Here is an 18,937-nt window from a genome sequence, read left to right on the forward strand (position 1 = left end):
GCCTGTCAAGACCTCAGCAGCTCGTACGCCGCGTACGCGGTGATCCCGTACGCCAGGTGCGGCAGGACGTCCGACACCCACGCCGAGGCCGTCCACTCGCGCGGATCCGTGGCGCCCAGCGCGGTCAGCGGGGCGTTCGAGCCGAGCATGGCGAGCGCCGTCAGCCCCAGCACCCCGACCGCGCACGGCGGCCGCCGCCCCGACGCGAGCAGGCCGTAGCAGACGGCCGCAGCCGCGCCCGTGCCGTAGCCCAGCAGCGAGCCGAGCGCCTCCTTGCGATGCTCGGCCCGCTCGCCGTCCCCGAGGTCCACCGCCGCCAGGCCGGCCAGCCTCTCCACGGCCTGCTGCGGTGTACTGCTGGCCCCGCGCGCCCGGATCAGCATGTCGAGATACGAAGCGACATTGAGCGCGCTGGTGCCCGCCGCGCCCGCGATCAAGCCTTTGACGAGTGTGTGCATGTGCCACCAGCTACCCGCCCCGCTCCGCTCGACGCCGGCCACCCAGGGCCGCGACACCCCTCACACGAACAGCCGCAGCGTCAGACGCAGCCACCGCGCGTCCTCCGGGCTCAGGACGCCCTCCGCCGCGCGGGCCAGCTCCTCCACCTCAGCGCGCCATCCGGCCGGGAGGCGCGCGGGCGGGGCCGTCGAGCTCTGCCGGCACCACTGGGCCAGGTCGTCGCGGGCCCGCCCGCTCAACTTCTCGTCCGGGTCCCGTACCAGCAGGAGGTCCGCCCTGACCCGGCTCCAGGGGTCGCGGTGGACGAGCAGGCGGTGCGCGGCCCGGCGGACGTGCAGGGGGTGGCCGGTGCCGAGCAGGGCCCACAGGCGCTCGGCCGGCACGCCGGGACCCGAGGCCTGCACGGCGGCCACGACGTTCCGGACCACCACCGGGGCCGGGTCCTCCAGCAGCGCCGTCACGTCGGCACGCGACCCCAGGCGGCGCAGCGTGCGTACCGCCTCCGCGCGCACGCGCGGCCGCGGATCCCGCAGGTACGGCAGGACGAGGGTGTCGTCGGCCCGCGTGCCGCAGTCGCCGAGCCCGGCCAGCAGCCCGCGCGTCGCCCCGCCCGCCTTGATGCGTTCGCGGTAGAGCTCGGCGGGTTCGCCACCGGGCCGCCGCACGGCCCACTGCGCGGTCAGCCGCATCATGCCGGCGTTGTCGCCCAGGAACCGCGGCCCGTGCTCCGGGTGGCCGAGCTGTACGAGAGCGGTCAGCGCCGCGATGCGGCCCTGCGCCGTGGCGCCGTCCAGGATCTCCACCGCGTGCTCGGGCCGTTCCTCCGCGACCGCCCGCGCGGCCAGGGCCTGGGCGCACCGCGTGCGGGAGACCTGGTCGGGCTCGTGCAGCGCCGCCCCGACCAGCCGCTCGTGATCCAGGCGGCCGGCCTGGATCAACACGTCGTACGCGAACCGCCGCGCGCGGGCGTCCGGGCACCCGAGCACGAGGTCCAGGGTCTCCTGGCCGGCCCGCATGAGGGCGTCGCGGACCAGCTCCAGGGCCGGACGGCCGCGGACACGTTCGCCCATGCGAACGGCCACCGGCACCGCGATCGGTAGCGCAGCCGTGTCCGCGAGCACCTCGCCCAGGACGCGCAGCGCCCTGTCACGTACCGGATCGACCCAGTCGGTGGTCCTGACCAGCAGCAGGGGCAGCAGCCCGGCCTCGTAGCGCATGGCGGGATGCGCCATCGCCCGTGCCCGCTCGCGCCCGTTCCAGGCGCAGGCCGCCAGCGCCACGGCGAGCGGGGTGGCCGGCTCCTGCGCGACGGCGGCCGGTGCCGCGTGGCACCGGCGGTCGAGCGGCGGGGGCGGCGGTGACTGCCGGCGCACCGCCAGGTCCAGATCGATCCAGGCGAGTGGATCCACCGCCGCCAGCACGTCCATGGCCCGCGCGGCCGGCTCCGCGTCCGCGGCGAGGGCGTACAGGCCGATGGCCAGCTGGTCCAGGCCACGGTGCCGCCCACGACCGGTCGCGGTGACCAGCCGATGGATGGAGTCCACGATCTGCTCCACGGGCGGATCCACGGGCGGCTCGCCGTGCCGCGGGAAGGGCTCCTTGATCCATGTCACGCCGACATCGTTGCACCCGGAAGGGTGATGTTTCCTGCCGATATCCGCGGCGGGGACCCCCGATGCCGAGGGTCCCCGCCCTCTCGTCCTACGCCGGAGTGCAGGTGAGAGTGGTGGGTGAGGTGTGGGTGCCGGTGTAGCTGCCGTTGAAGCCGAACGACGCCGTGGCGCCGGCCGCCAGGTTGCCGTTGTAGCCGGCGTTCACGGCCGTCACGTCGGCCCCCGTCTGGGTCTGGGTGGCGCTCCAGATCTGGCTGATCTTCTGGTCACCCGCCCAGCTCCACGTCACCTTCCAGCCGTTGATCGCGGACGTGCCGGTGTTCTTGACCGACACCTCCGCCTGGAAGCCGCCCGGCCACGCGTTGCCCGCCTTGTACGTCGCCGTGCAACCGGTGCCCGTGGTGGGCGTGACCGTGGGTGTGACCGTGGGCGTCACGGTCGGGGTGACGGTGGGGGTCACGGTCGGGGTGACGGTGGGGGTCACGGTCGGGGTGACCGTGACGGGCGGGCCGGTGCGGTCGCCGTAGATGATGCCGCGGCCGTTGGTGCCCAGATAGACGCGGCCGTACACGCGCGGGTCGCCCGTCAGGGCCTCGCCCATGTTGCCCCACTGGTGCTTGTCGTCGTTGATGCGTGACCAATTCGACCCGCCGTCGTCGGAGCGGTACAGGCCCGTGACGCCGTCGATCGTGGCGACCGCGAAGACCGCCATGTACGTCCCGCCGGGCGCCGCCTTGCCGAAGCCGACGTTGACCGCGTTCGTGATGGCCGGCAGCTTCGTGAAGGAGGTGCCGCTGTTCGTCGAGTGCCACATGCCGCCCTCGCCCGCGACCCAGAGGTCGCCCTCGACGCCGGGCACGGCCTTGACCTTGCCGTTCGCGGGCAGGCCGTTCGCCGCGGCGGCGGTGAACGTGGCGCCGCCGTTCGTGCTGACGTACAGGCGGCCGCCGCTGAGGCCGTAGAACTTCATCGGGTTGACCCGGTCGGACTCCACGATCGCCCCCGTCGGCAGGCCCGACGCCTGCTGCCAGGAGTTGCCGTAGCCGACCGAGTAGACCGGGGCGACGCCCTTGGGGGCCCAGACGAAGCGGGAGCCGTCGGCCGCCGCCGCGACCGTGCCGCCCTCGTTGATGCCGCCCGGCTCCGTGCCCTGGAACCAGTTGGCGCCGCCGTCCGTGGAGAAGGCCACGTGGCTGTCGTTGGGGCGGTCGGCGTCGGTGAAGTTGCCCGCCCTGACCATGATCGAGGGCGCCTTCTCCGCGTAGTCCAGGCTGGTGGTGGAGGTGAAGACGGGCGCCGTGAACATCATCGGCGGTACGGCGTCCAGGTTCGTGTGCCGGAACCCGGCGATGTCACCCAGGCCGCTGACCAGGGGTGCGCCGCTCGGCGGGCTGATCAGGTCGAGGACCGCCGTCTCCTCCAGGCCCTTGGCCATCGGCTTGATGGTGAACTGCCCGCCCGAGTCCCAGAGCGCCAGGTTCTCGGTGCCGTAGATCGTGGCGCCGGTGCCGTACATCATCCTGTTGGAGTCGAACGGGTCGATCTCCAGGGACTCGGTCATCCAGCCGAGCTTGGGCGTGACCTCGGGCGGCTGCGGGTTGGTGCCGAAGGTCAGCCAGGGGTTCTCGGCGATGTCCATCTTGTAGCGGAACGAGCGGTTGGGATATGACGTCCAGTCCCACACGCGGGTCCACGTGGCGCCGGAGTCGGTGGAGCGGAAGAAGATGACGTCCGGCCACCACGAGATCTGCGTGGCCACCATGATGGTGCCCGGGTTCTGCCGGTCGACGGTCAGGCCGCTGTAGCCGAAGTAGTCGTCGGCGCTGGAGGACGGGACGGGGCTGATCTGGGTCCAGACGCCGGTCGCGGTGGCGTAGCGCCACACGTCGCCCTTGGCCCCGTCGTACGGCCCGCCGGTGTCGCTCGTAGCGAGGTAGAGGTAGCCGTTGACGGTGTCGAGCACGCCCTTGTGGGCGATGTAGCCGGTGGGCTGGCCGGCCAGCCGCGACCAGGTGGCGCCCCCGTCCGTGGTGCGGTAGACGGTGTTCTCCTTGTCGGCGACGCCCACGTAGATGGTCCTGGTGGCGGTGCCCGCGGTGGACGAGCGCTTGTCGTAGGTCACCCAGACCACGCCCGGCCGGTGGCTCAGGTAGCCGTTGGGGTCGCTGGGGTCCTGGGCGTAGTTCCCGGCGTTGGGGAACGCCGTCACCTTCGACCAGGTCGCGCCGTAGTCGGTGCTGCGCCACAGGCCGTTGCCGTTGGGGGCGCCGAAGTACAGGACGCGGTTGTCGTTCGGGTCCACGGAGAGGGCCTCGCCCATGCCGCGGCCGGGCATGTTGCCGCCCAGCTTGAACGGCAGCGCGGTGACCTGCCAGGTGTTGCCCCTGTCCGTCGAGCGCAGGATGGCGCCGTTGTTGGGGTCCCAGCTGTTGGTGTACATGCCGACGGCGGCGTACACGCGGTTGGTCTGCACGGGGTCGGTGGCCAGGCTGATCACGCCGTTGTAGCCCCACTTGTCCCAGCCGACCCAGTCGAGCAGCGGGGTCCAGGACCTGGTGGACTGGTTCCACCGGTACGCGCCGCCGATGTCGGTGCGGGCGTAGATGAGGTTGCGTTCCGTCGGGTTGAAGATGATGCCGGGTACGAAGCCACCGCCGTCGATCCGGACGTTCTTGTACGCGTACGGATCCGAGGCGACCGCCGATACCGGCGACATCCGCACGACGGCCGCCACCAGCAGGACGGCGGCGGTCGTGAGCATGACGAATAATCTTCTTCGCATGCGCGGCTCTTCCTTTCCAGGCACGCCAAGAGGCGCCCCAAAGGCGTCAGATGACCGCCATGCACGAGCAGAATGCAGGACCCTGACCGTCGCCGCGCCTTCGCGCATGAGCTTTCCACCAGAAGGCTCACACACGCGCGCGGCGGAGGTCAATAGTTTGGATATGCAACGAATTAACCAGGCCCAGGAGGCACGATGACGACATTCCCTGATTACCGCGTCGACGGGAAGATCGCGCTGGTCACGGGCGCGGCGCGGGGTCTCGGGCGGGCGATCTCGCTGGCGCTGGCCAACGCCGGGGCGGACGTCGCGCTGGGCCTCCGGGACGCCGGGGCGGACGGCGGGATGGCGGACGAGATCCGGGCGCTGGGCCGCGTGGCGCTGCCCCTGCAGATGGACATGGCCGCCCCTGGGCAGATCGCCGAGGCGGTGCGGCAGGTCGTGGACCGGTTCGGCCGGATCGACCTCCTGGTCAACAACGCGGGCATCGCCCCCGGCAACCCGGCCGAGGACGTGACCGAGGACGACTTCGACCGGACCCTGCAGGTGAACCTGAAGGGCACCTTCCTGGCCAGCCAGGCGGCGGGCCGGGTCATGATCGGCCAGGGGTACGGCCGGATCGTGAACGTCGGCTCCCAGGCCGGCGAGGTGGCCCTGCCCGGCGAGTCCATCTATTGCATGACAAAGGCCGCCATCGCACACCTCACCCGCTGCCTCGCCGTCGAATGGGGCCCCCACGGCATCACCGTGAACAACGTGGCCCCCACCTTCATCCGCACCCCGGGCACCGCGCCGGCCCTGTCCGACCCGGCGTTCGAGGCGGACGTGATCGAGCGGATCGCGGCGCTGCACCGCATCGGCGAGCCCATGGACGTCGCGGGCGCCGTGCTCTTCCTGGCCTCGCCGGCCGCCTCGCTGATCACGGGGCACACGCTCGTCATCGACGGCGGCTGGACGGTCCGGTGACGAGGGTGCTGGTGTTCGAGGACACCTTCGACGGCGACCGGATCGACGAGTCGAAGTGGATCGCCCGCTACCTGCCGCAGTGGACCACCCGCGACCGCTCGGCCGCCCGCCACCGGCTCGGCGACGGCCTGCTCCGGCTGCGCATCGAGGAGGACCAGCCGCCGTGGTGCCCGGACCTGGAGGGCAAGCTGCGGGTCTCCTCCCTGCAGACGGGCGTGTACGCCGGTCCGGTCGGCAGCCGCGTCGGCCAGCACGGTCGCGGCCCGGACGCCGTCGTCCGCGAGGCCCAGACGCCCGTCAGGCTCTACACCCCCCGGTACGGCCTGATCGAGATGCGGGCCAGGGCGACCGACGACCCGCACAGCATGGTCGCGCTCTGGATGATCGGCTACGAGGACGCGCCCGAGCGGTCGGCGGAGATCTGCATCGCGGAGATCTTCGGCCGTGACGTCCGGCCCGGCTCCGCGCGGATCGGCATGGGTGTCCACCCCTTCGCCGACCCGCGCATCACCGACGACTTCACGGTGGAGACGCTGCCCATCGACGCCCGGGAGTTCCACGTGTACGCCGCCGACTGGACCCCGGACCACGTCTCCTTCTTCGTGGACGGCGACCTCGTCAGGACGGTCCACCAGTCGCCGGACTATCCGATGCAGCTCATGCTCAACATCTACGAATTCGAGCCGCACGGCCCGTACCCCAAGGAGTTCACCGTCGACTACGTGCGCGGTTACCGATAGCCGCCCAGAGCGCGATCCCGATGTAGAGCGCCTGCTCGGGGATCCGCTGCCACAGCGGCGAGGCGAGCTCGGAACCGGCCGCGACGGCGTGGACGTTCGCCGGCAGCAGGAGCACGAACAACACCGCCAGGGCCACCCCGGCGGCCCTGCGGGTGCTTTCGAGCACCAGCCCCGCGGCCCCGGCCAGCTCCAGCACGCCGGACGCGTACACCATGAAGGCCGGGAACGGCACGAAAGGCGGCACTATCGCCACCATGTCGGCGTGGTTCGGCATGAACGTCACGCCGGCCGGGACGAAGTGGGCGCTGGCGGTCACGACGAGCATGACCGCCAGCCCGTGGGCCGCGCTCACCCGCCACGTGCCGAACCGGCCGACACCCAGCACCCCCAGCAGCCGGAACACCACCGTGGCGACCAGCAACACGATCAGAACCATGAGACCCTCCATAGATAGCGCCACTATCCAACTAGATTAGATATCATTGCTATCCAAAAAGGGCAAGCGAATGGCGGCCACGAGACCGTGGCCGCCATCCGTCAGGGTGAGATCACCGGGCGAGCGCGAAGTCCTTGATCCGCAGGTCGCCCTTGAACACCAGGTAGAGGCCGCCGGTGCCGGCCTTCACCGTCGCGCTCGCGGTGCCGTACTGGTAGATCCCGCCGGTGGCGGGCACCTGCACGGTCGCGAGCAGCGTGCCGGTCGGCGAGCCGCGGCGCACCTCGAACGAACCGCCGCTCACCGAGGACACCGCGGCCGTCAGGCGCGGGCCCCAGGAGGCGCCGGTGTACGACACCCAGTCGCCGGCCGAGCCCTCGACGACCTCGCCGCCCGCCTTGCTCTCGTCGGCGAAGGCGACGCCCGAGTAGCCGTCGAAGTCCATCGCCCGGGTCGTCCTGGTCAGGTCGCGCACGGGGATGGTCTCGCCGGACACGCGCAGGGTCGTGGCCTGGCGGATCCGGTCGGAGGCGGAGCCGACGAGGACGTCGTGGGTGGCGTTCTCGACCGCCCACTTGTTCCGGGTGTGGTCCCAGACGGCCAGGTCCGACTTCTTCAGGGTGAACGTCACGGTGCGCGTCTCGCCCGGGTTCAGCGTCACCCGCTGGAAGCCGCGCAGCTGCTTGACCGGCTGCGTGAAGCGGGACTCGTGCTGGTGGGTGTAGAGCTGGACCACCTCGTCGCCCCTGGCCCTGCCGGTGTTGGCGACCTTCACGCTCACCTTGTCGCCCTGGACCCTGAGGCCCTGGTAACCGAAGGAGGTGTAGCTCAGCCCGTGCCCGAAGGCGTAGAGCGGCTTGTCCTCGCCGTACAGGTACGTCATCCCGGTCCTGGTCAGGTCGTAGTCCAGGATGCTGGGCAGCTCGTCGGTCGCCGGCCAGGTCTGGGTGAGCCGGCCACCCGGGTTGACGTCGCCGAAGAGCACGTCGGCGACGGCGTGCCCGGTCTCGGCGCCCGCGTGCGTGGTCCACAGCAGCGTCGGCGCGTCCACGATGACCGGGTAGCTGGTCTCCAGGACGACGACCGTCTTCGGGTTGGCCTTGCGCACGGCGTCGATCAGCCGCCGCTGGCCCTCGCCGAGCCGCAGGTTCTCGCGGTCGTGGAACTCGCGCCCGGCCACGAACGGGTGGCTGCCCACCACCACGACCGCGACCTCGGCCTTGGCGGCCTGCGCGGCGGCCTCGGCGACGCCGTCGGAGACGACCTCCTTGCCGAACTTGGCGGCCTGCGCCTTGGGCACCAGGCCGAGCGTGCCGTCGGTGACGCCCACGTACGCGTCGGGCAGGGCGAACCAGCCCTCGACCGTCTCGTAGCCGGCGTACTTGATCAGGTGGCTGCCGTCGGCCTGCCTCTCCAGCGCGAACTGCTGCGAGACGTACCAGCCGTCGGGCTCGGCGTCGTCGGTGTCGAGCGAGCGCCAGTCACCGCCGAGCAGCCTGCCGTTGCCCGCGTTGCGCAGCGTGGAGACGCCGCCGGTCCAGTCAGTCAGGTCCCACTGCGAGGCCGTGGTGGGCGTGGTGTCGGTGAGCGCCGCGTTGTCGTTCGGGCCGGTGCCGGTGGCGGTGATGTACCTGCCGGAGTCCAGGTGCTTGAGCGCGATCCGCTCCAGTCCCTCCCCGGTGGTGACGGAGCCGACGCGATCCTTGATCCCGTCGAGCGGCGTCACCTTGTACGGCATCTCGCCGGAGTACCAGTCGCGGTAGAGCTTGGCCGACAGCGGCCCCACCACGGCCGCCGACCGCGGCTTGGCCAGCGGCAGCACGCCGGAGTTCCGCAGCAGCACGGCCGCCTTCCCGGCGGTCTCCCGGTTGAGCCGCTTGTTGGCCGCGCTGTTGATCACGTCCGTGCCGATCTTCTTGTACGGCCCGCCGTCCGGGTCGAAGTGCCCCAGCCGGGTGCGGATGGACAGCACGCTGCGCACCGACTTGTCCACGTCCGCCACGGTGATGCGGCCCTGGTCGAGCGCGGCCTTGAGGTTCGTGACCATCGGGCCGATGTCGCTGTTGTCGATGGTGAAGCTGTCGAGCCCGGCCTTGAGCACCGCGGCGAACGCCTCGGGCTTGTTGTCGTAGTACCGCTCCAGGTCGGTGAGCGCGTGCGGCCCCCACGCGTCGCTGGGGTTGTAGAGCGTCTTGTCCGTCCACGACCTGACCACGTCGTTCAGGTCCGGGTTGACGTGGTTGGGCCGCCCGTTGACCAGGTTGTACGACGCCATGACCCCGGTCGCGGCGTCGGCCGAGACGGCCGCCTTGAAGGCCGGCTCGTAGTACTCGTGCTTGAGCTTCGGCGTCAGGTTGGAGGAGGTCAGGCTGCGGTTGGTCTCGTTGTTGTAGGCCAGGTAGTGCTTCAGGACGGGCGCGGTCTTCAGGTAGAAGGGGTCGTCACCCTGCAGCCCCTTGCCGTACGCCGTCGAGATGGCCCCGGTCAGCAGCGGGTCCTCCGAGTAGCCCTCCTCGTTCCGGCCCGCCCGCGGGTCGCGCAGCAGGTCGACCACCGGCGCCCACACCTGCAGGCCCCACAGGACGGGATCGGCGGCGTTGTAGCCGCGCGTCTCGTCGCCCACGGCCGAGCCGACCTTCCTGATCAGCTCGGGATCCCAGGTGCTGGCCAGGCCCACCGCCTGCGGGAACACGGTGCCGCTGGCGAACTTCTGGTTCCAGTTGTCGTTGAGGTGGTTGGACCAGGCGACGCCGTGCAGGGCCTCGGTGCCGTTCTTGTGGTAGGCGATGCCCAGGCGCGGGATCGCCGGCTGCGACTGGTGCAGCAGGCTCAGCTTCTCGTCCAGCGTGAGCCGGCCGAGCAGGTCGCTGACGCGCTGCTCCAGCGGCAGGCTCGGGTCCTGGAACGGGTGGGTCTCGGCCGCCTGGGCGGGCGGCACGGCCAGCATCGAGGCCGCGAGAGCGACGGCCGCTAATAACGGGATTTTTCGCATTATTGGTGGTTCTCCATCACTTGATGGCGCCGACCGTCACACCTCGGGTCAGCGTCCGCTGGAAGATCAGGAAGAAGGCGATCGCCGGTACGACGCCGAGCAGGGCCGAGGCGCTGGACATGGTGGCGTCCATGTACTTCTCGCCCTGCAGGACACCGAGCGCGACGGGCACCGTCTGGGTGTCGTTGGAGATCAGGAAGATCAGCGGCAGGAAGAACTCGTTCCAGGTCCAGATGAAGAAGAAGATCAGCAGCACGTTGATCGTCGGCCGGCTGATCGGCACCACGATCCGCCACAACGACCGCAGCCGCCCCGCGCCGTCAATCGCCGCCGCCTCCAGGATCTCCTTCGGGAACTGGCCCAGGACCGCGCTCAGCAGGTACGTGCCGAACGCCGCCTGGATCGCGGTCATGACGATGATCACCGCGAGCTGGGTGTCGTAGAGGCCCACGGCCTTGGCCAGGTAGTACAGCGGATAGGCCAGCGCCTCCTGCGGCAGCGTGTTGGCCACCAGGAACAGCACCAGGATCCACAGCCGGCCCTTCACCCGGCCGATGCCCAGCGCGTACGCGTTGAGCACGGACAGCACGACCGCCAGCACCGCGACGGACGCGCTGATGACGAAGCTGTTCCAGAGCTTGGTGCCGAACTCCACCCGGTTCCAGAAGTCGACGATCCCCTGGAGGTAGAGCCCGTCGGGCAGGCTCAGCGGCCCCTGCGAGCTGTACTCGGCCGGCGACTTGATCGCGTTCATCCCCACGATCAGGAACGGGAAGATCATCACGACCGCGAGCACGACCAGCGCGAACAGCACGGCCCAGCGTCCGGGCCCTCTCATGACTCACGCTCCTGGACACGCAGGAACAGGAACGTCACCACGATGATGATCAGCGCCAGCACCGTGGCGATCGCGGAGCCGTACCCGACGTTGCTCTTCTGGAAGAAGTTCAGGTACGAGAAGTACGACGGCACCATCGTCGCGTTGCCGGGCCCTCCGCGGGTCAGCACGAAGATCGGCCCGAACACCTTCAGCGCGGCGATCGTGCACGTCAGCAGGACCACGAAGATCTCCGGCCGGATCTGCGGGATCGTGATGTGCCAGAACTTGCGCCACCACGAGGCCCCGTCGATCTCGGCGGCCTCGTAGTAGGACGGGTCCACGCGCTGCAACCCGGCCATGAAGATCACGACCGGGTAGCCGAGCTGGAACCAGACCATGATCCCCATGACCGTGGCCAGCGCCAGGTCGGGGTCGCCGAGCCAGTCGAGGTCCAGCCCGAAGATCTGGTTGACGGCGCCGTACGACGGGTGCAGCATCCACCCCCACACCACGCCCGCCACCGCCACCGGCAGGACCTGCGGCAGGTAGTACATCGCGCGCAGCGCGGAGGCCGTGCGCGTCCCGAACCGCTTGCCGATGTAGTCGAACAGCGCGGCCGCCAGCACGAGGCCGATCGCGGTCGGCACGACGGCCATGGCCACGATCAGGCCCACGTTGTGCTGGAACGACTGCCAGAACCGCTCGTCCGCCAGCAGCCGGGTGTAGTTGTCGAGCCCGATCCAGCGCGGCGTGCCCACCCCCGACCAGCGGGTGAAGCTGGCGCCGACGTTCATCAGGAACGGCACGACGATGACGGCCAGGAACAGCAGCAGGCTGGGGATCAGGTAGAGCCAGTACCCCCGCCTGCCGCTCGTGCGCACTCTCATCTAGTTGCCAATGTCGGCGAGGTTGTCCTCGTACGGCTTGGCCAGCTCGTCCAGCACCTGGGCAGAGGTCTTGCTGCCGTTGATGAGCTCCTGGACCCCGGCCACCATCACGTCGTAGTAGCCGGGCGCCGGCCAGTCGGGGTAGAAGGCCAGGCCGTCGGAGGTGGTCAGCTTGTTGAAGGTCTCGATGAGCTCCTTGCTCTTCGCGTCGGTGATCGCGGCCGGGTCGGCGGCCACGGGGACGCCGCCGGAGTTGCCGAGCAGGTTCTGGATGTCCTTGGTCATCGTGATGTCGATGAAGTCGTAGGCCAGGTCCTTGTTCTCCGACTTCTCGGGGACCACCCAGAGGTTGCCGCTCGAACCGGGCGACATCGTGGCGCCGGGGAACAGGAAGTGCCCCCACTCGAAGTCCTTGATCTCGGAGGCGAAGCGGCCGTACCACCAGCTTCCGCTGATCACGATGGGGAACTTGCCGTTCATGAACGCCACGCCCATGTCCTCGGCCTTGAGCCCGGCGGAGTTCTTGGCGATGTAGCCCTTCTTCACCCAGTCGGCGAACGTGTCGGCGCCGTAGGTGAACTCGGGGCCGTGGAAGTCGACCTTGCCCTTGTAGGACTGGAACGCCTCCAGCCACGGCTTCTGCGCCTTGGTCAGCGCGAGCTGGTAGAAGATCTGCTGCGCCGGGTACTCGGCCCCGGCGTTCGAGATGGGGGTCACCCCGGCCTTGACGAAGGTGTCCAGCGCGGCGGTGAACTCCTCGTACGTGGTCGGGACCGCGACCTTGTGCTTGTCGAACAGCTCCTTGTTGTAATAGACCATCACGAACTCGCCGTAGTTGGGCACGCCGAACCACTTGCCGGTGCCCATCACGCCCCGGTCGTCATATCTGGCAGTGGTCTGCAGGCCGCCGGGCAGCAGCTTGTCCCAGCCGCGCTTGGTGACCTCCTCGCTCAGATCCGTCAGCAGGCCCTGCTTGGACAGCAGCCCGGACGTGGCGTTGCCCTTGTTGTACTCCATGATGTCGGGCGCCTCGTCGGAGTTGAGCACCATGCTGGCCGTCTTCTGGATCTGTTCGAAGCCCTTCTCCTCGAACTTGACGGTCACGTTCGGGTGCGACGCCTCGAACTTCTTGATCGCCTCGGCCCACGCCTTGCCCATGGCGCTGTCGGCCGACTCGTAGTGCCAGAGCTTCAGCACGCGCGGCTGGGTTCCACTCGGGCTGGGGGTGTCCGAACCTCCGCCCGAGCCGCAGGCCGACAGGGCGAGCGCGGCGGCGGCCAGCACCGCGGCGCCTCTCAGTTTGACCATGATCCCTCCAGGGGGTGTTACGAGATGACGGCCCGCGCGGGAGCCCCGGTCGCCGGGACGATCTCGACCCCGGTGACCCGCTTCGGACCGGTGACGACGACGCGCAGCTCGTCGCCGTCCCTGGTGGCGACGGCGACCGTCACGCCGTCCGCGTCGTGGATTTCGGCAGTGTGGGTGCCGGGGCCGTCGCCGCCCCCGAAGGCGACGAGGGTGATCTCGGCCGGCACGTCCACCGTGTCGCCCTGCTCTTGGACAGGGATGAGTGCGCCGTACCGGACGAACAGCGGGATCTGGTCGAGCGGCTTGCTGACCCGGACGTAGCGGGCGCCGTCCAGCACCTCGCCCGTCCAGTAGTCCACCCACTGGCCGCGCGGCAGGTACACCTGCCGGGTGCCCTCCGGAGCGGTCATGGGGGCGACGAGCAGGTCGCGGCCGAGCAGGTACTGCAGGTCGGCCTGCCAGGCCACCGGATCGTCGGGATGGTCCACGCACAGCGCGCGCATCATCGGCGCGCCGGTGCGCGCGGCCTCGACGGCCGCCGAGTAGATGTAGGGCATCAGCCGGTAACGCAGCTTCAGCGCCGCCACGGCCTCCGCCTCGACCTCCGGGAACTCCCACGGCTCGCGGGTCGTGGTGCCGTGCAGCCGCAGCAGCGGCGACAGGGCGCCGAACTGGGCCCAGCGGACGTACAGGTCGTCGGTCGGGCGGCCGGTGAAGCCGCCGGCGTCGTGGCTCCAGAACGGCACGCCGGACAGGCCGTGCGCGAGCCCGCCGCGGATCGTGCTGCCCATGGCGGCGTAGCTGGTGTAGGTGTCGCCGCCCCACTGGGCGCTGTGCCGCTGGCCGCCCAGGTACGACGAGCGCGCCCACACCAGCTCGTGCCCGTTGATCTCGCGGGTGACGCCGGCGACGACGTCGTTGAACAGCAGGGTGTAGACGTTGTGCAGGTCGGTGCCGGTCATGCCGTTGAACGCCACCGCGTCGCTGGGCACGCCCTCGGCGAAGTCGGTCTTGAACGCGGCCACGCCCTGGCGCAGCAGCGGGCGCAGCAGGTCCTTGAACCACTCGACGGCCGCCGGGTTCGTGAGGTCCACGATGCCGCAGGCGGGGAAGGAGCCGTGCCAGCAGTCGGCGACGTACGCGTCTCCATCCTGGTTTTTCAGGAAATATCCGGCTTCGGCGGCCTCGCGGAATGTCGGGCTGAGGTGGGAAATATAGGGATTCATCCAGAGGCAGACCTTGAACCCCATCCCCTCCAGCTCGGCCAGCATGCCGGCCGGGTCCGGGAAGTTCTCCGGGTCCCACCTGAGGTCCGACCAGTGGCCGTCGGTCTGCCAGTAGGTGTCCAGGTGCAGCACGTCGCACGGGATGCCGCGCTCCCTGATCGTGCGCGCCCTGGCCAGCACCCGCTCCTGGCTGTCCACGCGGAACCCCGAGGAGATCCAGGTCCCGAACGCCCACTTGGGCGGCAGCGACGGCCGGCAGGTCAGCAGGTCGTAACGGTCCAGAACCTCGGACGGCGTCGGCCCGGCGATCACGTAGTAGTCCATCACGTCGTCGGGCACCACGATCTGCACGACGCTGTGCGTGGACTGGCACATGTCGAACTCCATGGGCGCCCCGCTGTCGACCAGCACGCCGTACCCGTTGCTGGACACGTACAGGGGCACGTTCTTGTACGCCCGCTGCGACTCGGCCCCAAAGGCGTCGAAGTTCCACATGACCGGCCGCTGGCCGCGCTTGTCCAGCCGGGTGAACGACTCGCCGAACCCGGCGAACGCCTCGTCGGGCGCGGCGGCGAAGCTCTCGTGATAGGCCACGGGCGTACCCCCGGCACTGGAGCGCCCGAACGGCAGCGTACGCAGGCGGCCGCTGATGTCGGTGTGCCCGCGGTCCTGCTCGACCAGCGTGGCCCCGGCCGCGTCGGTGAAGCGCAGGTGCCACGGCGCCAAGGTGATCTCGGCCCGCAACGACCCGGCGTCGAGCACTATCGGCTCACCCGGCTCCGCCACGGCACGTGCCCCTGAGTACGTGCCGGGCGTCACCAGCGAGATCGCGCCCTCGGAGCGCGGCCGGGCGGTGGCGTCCTCGGACAACCGCACCCGGATCACGCCCTCGCCCGCCACACCGACCTGGACGACCAGCGTCTCCTCCGCCGAGGTCACCGCCTTCAGCATCACCTCGGCGCCGTCGGCCGCGACCAGCTCGGCGGCGGTGACCGCCGACAGGCCGGCCTCGCCGCGCGTGCGGACCGGCAACTCGGGCGGGTCCGCGACGAAGTACTCGTGCGCGACCAAGGGTGGGCGATAGGGCATGGAAGCTCCTTCAAACACGGCGCAAACTCGTGAATTAGTTTGCTGTCCATACCAACAAACGTCAACGGTGTGACTGCCCGGGAACGCGAAAAAGGCGCGTGGTGCACCGCACCACGCGCCTGGGACCGCTGTGACTAGATGGGCACGCCGGACTGCATGAGCCGCCGGGCGGCCTCGGTGATCGACCCCGACAACGACGGGTAGACCGCGAACGTGTGCGCCAGCTGGTCAACGGTCAGCCGCTGCTGCACCGCCACGGACACGGCCAGGATGAGCTCGGAGGCCCGGGGGGCCACGACCACACCGCCCAGCACGATCCCGGTGTGCGGGCGGCAGAACAGCTTCACGAACCCGTCGTTGAACCCCTGCATCTTGGCCCGCGCGTTGGTGGCCAGCGGCAGCTTGACCACGTTCGCCTCGATCTCGCCGGCCTCGATGGACCGCTGGGCGACGCCCACCGCCGCGATCTCCGGGTCGGTGAAGATGTTGGAGGCCACCGTGGCCAGCCGCAGCGGCTGCACGGCCTCCCCCAGCGCGTGCCACACCGCGATCCGCCCCTGCATGGCGGCGACGGAGGCGAGCATCAGCACGCCGGTGCAGTCGCCGGCCGCGTAGACCCCGGGCGCAGACGTGCGCGAGACCTTGTCCACCTTGATGAACCCGCCTCGGTCGAGCTGCACCCCGGCCTCCTCCAGGCCCATGCCGGAGGTGTTGGGGACCATGCCGACCGTCATCAGCGCGTGCGACCCCTCGGCCGTGCGCCCGTCCTCCAGCGTGACGACCACCCCGTGGGACGTGCGCTTGACGGAGGAGGCCCGGGAGCGGCCCATGACGTTCATGCCGCGCCGCCGGTAGACCTCTTCGAGCACCTCGGCGCCGTCGGCGTCCTCGTTGGGCATCATCCGGTCCCGGCTGGAGACCAGCGTGACCTCCGACCCCAGCGAGCGGTAGGCGCCCGCGAACTCCGCCCCCGTCACCCCGGAGCCGACCACGATCAGGTGCTCGGGCAGCTCGTCCAGGTCGTAGAGCTGGCGCCAGTTGAGGATCCGCTCCCCGTCGGGCTCGGCCCCCGGCAACACGCGCGGCGTCGCCCCGGTGGCCACCAGCACGACGTCGGCCCTGATCGTCCGGTCCCCCGCCCGCACCACCTGCGGATCCACCAGCCGGCCGCGCGCATTGACGATCTCGACGCCCTCGGCCTCGACCCGCGCGGCGATGTCGGCCGACTGGGCCTGGGCCAGCTCCTTGACCCGCTTGTTGACCAGTGGCAGGTCGACCCCGACCACCCCGGTGTCCCCATCGGGGCCGCCGGAGAACGACACGCCCACGGAGGACGCGTCGAGCAGGGCCTGCTTGCGGACGGAGGTCGCGATCAGCGTCTTGGACGGCACGCAGTCAGTGAGCACGCACGCACCACCGGGGCCGTCCTGCTCGACCATCGTGACTTGCGCGCCTAGCTGGGCGGCCACCAGCGCCGCCTCGTAGCCGCCTGGTCCGCCGCCGATGATCACGATCCTCGTCACATGTTCCATTGTCCCGCACGACCGGCGTGAAGCTGCAACGGGGCCGTTCCCACGCCTCCGATGCCCCGGTCCGCCGGGACGATCGGGATCTGGGCGACGAAGTGTGACACGACGCCCTTACGCCCGGATCCGATGGACCGTCGCGGCCGTCCAGCGTGGCAGGATGGCGCGGTAGCTGGATGACGAAGTCGCACCCGGCGAGAGGGGTGGATCGTGGCGTGGCCTTCTGATCGGTCGGGGAAGCCGAGTGACCTCAAACTCTATGGCGCGTACGGCACGAACATGGATCCGGAGCAGATGGCCATGCGTGCCCCCCATTCACCGATCTGGGGTGTGGGCTGGCTGCCGGGCTGGCGGCTGACGTTCGGCGGCATGGACCTGGCGTGGGAGGGCTCGATCGCCACGATCGTCGAGGATCCCGACGAGCACGTGTTCGTGGTCCTCTATGACGTGCCCGACTGGGAGGAGACCTCGCTCGACCAGTGGGAGGGCGCGGTGCGCGGCGCCTACCACAAGGTGCGGCTGCGGGTGCAGACCCTGGAGGGCGAGGTCGTGGCCTGGTTCTACGTGCTCGACGGCTACGAGGGCGGGCTGCCCTCGGCCCGCTACCTGGGCAGCCTGGCCGAGGCGGCCGAGCGGGCGGGCGCCCCCGACGACTACGTCAAGGAGTTGCGGGAGCGCCCCTGCACCTCGTTCGGCGGTTAACGCAGCGGCTCGTCCTTGGTCTCCTTGAGGACGAAGAGGTAGACCAGGAGGGAGACCAGCGCCAGCGCGGACATGTACCACGGGAAGAGCCCGGGGTTCTCCGCCTCCTGCAGCGCGGTGCCGATCAGCGGGGCGGTGCCGCCGAAGAGCGCCACGGTCAGCGAATACGGGAACCCGGCGCCCGCCGCCCGCACCCGGGTCGGGAAGAGCTCCGAGTTCACCGCGGCCGAGATCGAGGTGAAGCAGCCGAGGAAGACCATGCCGACGAGCTGCACGACCAGCAGGCTCCAGTAGGCGTCGGTGAGCAGGCCGAGCAGCGGCACGGGCAGGATGACGAACCCCAGCCCGAAGGTGATCAGCATCGGCCTGCGCCCGATCCGGTCCGACAACATGCCGAGCAGCGGCTGCAGGACCATGAAGAAGACCAGGCAGATGGTGCCGATCTGGAGCGAGTCCGCCTTGTCGAAGTCCACGGTGATCTGCGCGTACGTGGGCAGAAACGTGGTCCACGTGTAGTACGCGACCGTGCCGGCGATGGTGATGCCCACGATCGTCGCGGCCGACCTCGGATAGCTCCTGAGGAACTCGAACAGCTTGGGCCGCTGCGCCTCGCCCCGCTGGATCTCCTCCGCCACGGCCGAGGTCTCGTCGGCGCCCTTGCGGATCCACAGGCCCACGAGGCTGAGCAGGGCGCCCACGAAGAAGGGGACGCGCCAGCCCCAGGAGTCCATGTCGGCCGTGACCAGCATCGTGGCCAGCAGGGCCGCCAGGCCGGTGGCGATGAGCTGGCCGATGGTGGTGCTGACGTACTGGAAGCTCGAGTAGAGGCCGCGGCGGCCCTTGGGGGCCGACTCCACGAGGAACGTGGTCGCGGCGGCGAACTCGCCGCCCACCGACAGGCCCTGGATGAGCCGGGCCACGGTGAGCATGACCGGGGCCAGCAGGCCGACCGCCGTGTAGGTGGGGGTCAGGCCGACGAGCAGCGAGCCCACGCCCATGAGCACGATCGTGAACGTCATGGCGGACTTGCGCCCGTACCTGTCGGCGAACGCGCCGACCAGCAGGCCGCCGAGCGGGCGCATGAAGAAGCCCACGGCGAAGACCGCGAAGGAGCTCAGCAGCGGCACCAGGGGGTTGCCGGCGCTGGGCGGGAAGATCTGGACGGAGAAGAACGTCGCGAGGGCGCTGTAGGCGTACCAGTCGTACCATTCGACCACGTTGCCGATGCTGGCCGCCATGAGCTGGCGTACGCGGCTCTTGGGGATGCCGAGTGGGGAGTGTGCCACAGGGGTGGTGGCCACGTGGGCTCCTTTGCTGCCAGGTGCGGTGATGGCTTACTGTGCATTCGGAAGACCGAAACAGTCAAATGTCCGGACCAATATTTACAATCC

Annotated in this window: 14 protein-coding genes; 3 read left to right on the top strand and 11 right to left on the bottom strand. The window is 70.1% G+C overall.

Translation table 11 applies throughout. The features are described from left to right. Positions 1–5: 5 nt before the first annotated feature. From AB0J69_RS03820 to AB0J69_RS03830, 3 genes are all read right to left on the bottom strand, one after another. Positions 6–458, bottom strand: a complete 453-nt coding sequence (locus AB0J69_RS03820) for a hypothetical protein (protein ID WP_364112550.1) — start codon at positions 456–458, stop codon at positions 6–8. Positions 459–518: 60 nt separating this feature from the next. Beyond that, a complete protein-coding gene (locus tag AB0J69_RS03825) occupies positions 519–2,072 on the bottom strand; it encodes a HEAT repeat domain-containing protein (RefSeq protein WP_364112552.1) in 1,554 nt (517 codons plus the stop codon). Positions 2,073–2,160: 88 nt separating this feature from the next. After that, positions 2,161–4,854, bottom strand: coding sequence for a cellulose binding domain-containing protein (locus tag AB0J69_RS03830; protein WP_364112554.1), 2,694 nt, complete (start codon positions 4,852–4,854; stop codon positions 2,161–2,163). Between the two features lie 195 nt (positions 4,855–5,049). Between AB0J69_RS03830 and AB0J69_RS03835 the strand changes: the two genes are divergently transcribed. Together AB0J69_RS03835 and AB0J69_RS03840 are read left to right on the top strand one after the other, a co-directional pair. Continuing rightward, positions 5,050–5,820 (top strand): glucose 1-dehydrogenase, encoded by a 771-nt coding sequence (locus AB0J69_RS03835; RefSeq protein ID WP_364112556.1) that lies wholly within the window; start codon positions 5,050–5,052, stop codon positions 5,818–5,820. Then, the gene (locus tag AB0J69_RS03840; protein WP_364112558.1) at positions 5,817–6,560 is read left to right on the top strand and encodes a glycoside hydrolase family 16 protein; all 744 of its coding nucleotides are present in this window, start codon (positions 5,817–5,819) and stop codon (positions 6,558–6,560) included. The genes AB0J69_RS03835 and AB0J69_RS03840 overlap by 4 nt, the downstream gene beginning before the upstream one ends. Here the strand turns inward: AB0J69_RS03840 and AB0J69_RS03845 are convergent. The 7 genes from AB0J69_RS03845 to AB0J69_RS03875 form a co-directional block, all read right to left on the bottom strand. Further along, positions 6,529–6,996 carry a hypothetical protein gene (locus tag AB0J69_RS03845; RefSeq protein ID WP_364112560.1) on the bottom strand — a complete coding sequence of 156 codons (468 nt, stop codon included), beginning with the start codon at positions 6,994–6,996 and terminating at the stop codon, positions 6,529–6,531. The two genes, AB0J69_RS03840 and AB0J69_RS03845, sit on opposite strands and share 32 nt — an antisense overlap. A gap of 112 nt (positions 6,997–7,108) precedes the next feature. After that, the gene (locus tag AB0J69_RS03850; RefSeq protein WP_364112562.1) at positions 7,109–9,988 is read right to left on the bottom strand and encodes a glycoside hydrolase family 3 C-terminal domain-containing protein; all 2,880 of its coding nucleotides are present in this window, start codon (positions 9,986–9,988) and stop codon (positions 7,109–7,111) included. Between the two features lie 16 nt (positions 9,989–10,004). Continuing rightward, positions 10,005–10,826 carry a carbohydrate ABC transporter permease gene (locus AB0J69_RS03855; protein WP_364112564.1) on the bottom strand — a complete coding sequence of 274 codons (822 nt, stop codon included), beginning with the start codon at positions 10,824–10,826 and terminating at the stop codon, positions 10,005–10,007. Beyond that, positions 10,823–11,695: a sugar ABC transporter permease gene (locus tag AB0J69_RS03860; protein ID WP_364112566.1), complete on the bottom strand. Its 873-nt coding sequence runs from the start codon at positions 11,693–11,695 to the stop codon at positions 10,823–10,825. Before AB0J69_RS03860 ends, AB0J69_RS03855 begins: the two co-directional genes overlap by 4 nt. Beyond that, positions 11,696–13,003 (bottom strand): extracellular solute-binding protein, encoded by a 1,308-nt coding sequence (locus AB0J69_RS03865; protein WP_364112568.1) that lies wholly within the window; start codon positions 13,001–13,003, stop codon positions 11,696–11,698. Positions 13,004–13,020: 17 nt separating this feature from the next. Beyond that, positions 13,021–15,318: a TIM-barrel domain-containing protein gene (locus tag AB0J69_RS03870; protein ID WP_364112570.1), complete on the bottom strand. Its 2,298-nt coding sequence runs from the start codon at positions 15,316–15,318 to the stop codon at positions 13,021–13,023. Positions 15,319–15,452: 134 nt separating this feature from the next. Beyond that, positions 15,453–16,841, bottom strand: coding sequence for an NAD(P)H-quinone dehydrogenase (locus AB0J69_RS03875; protein ID WP_364112572.1), 1,389 nt, complete (start codon positions 16,839–16,841; stop codon positions 15,453–15,455). A 213-nt stretch (positions 16,842–17,054) separates the two neighbouring features. Between AB0J69_RS03875 and AB0J69_RS03880 the strand changes: the two genes are divergently transcribed. Next, a complete protein-coding gene (locus tag AB0J69_RS03880) occupies positions 17,055–17,546 on the top strand; it encodes a gamma-glutamylcyclotransferase (protein ID WP_364112574.1) in 492 nt (163 codons plus the stop codon). Here AB0J69_RS03880 and AB0J69_RS03885 read toward each other — a convergent pair. Continuing rightward, positions 17,543–18,847, bottom strand: a complete 1,305-nt coding sequence (locus AB0J69_RS03885) for an MFS transporter (RefSeq protein WP_364112576.1) — start codon at positions 18,845–18,847, stop codon at positions 17,543–17,545. The genes AB0J69_RS03880 and AB0J69_RS03885 overlap by 4 nt on opposite strands. Positions 18,848–18,937: the final 90 nt, after the last annotated feature.

It is taken from the genome of Nonomuraea sp. NPDC049709 (genome assembly GCF_040674815.1).
In the GTDB taxonomy this organism is placed as follows: domain Bacteria; phylum Actinomycetota; class Actinomycetes; order Streptosporangiales; family Streptosporangiaceae; genus Nonomuraea.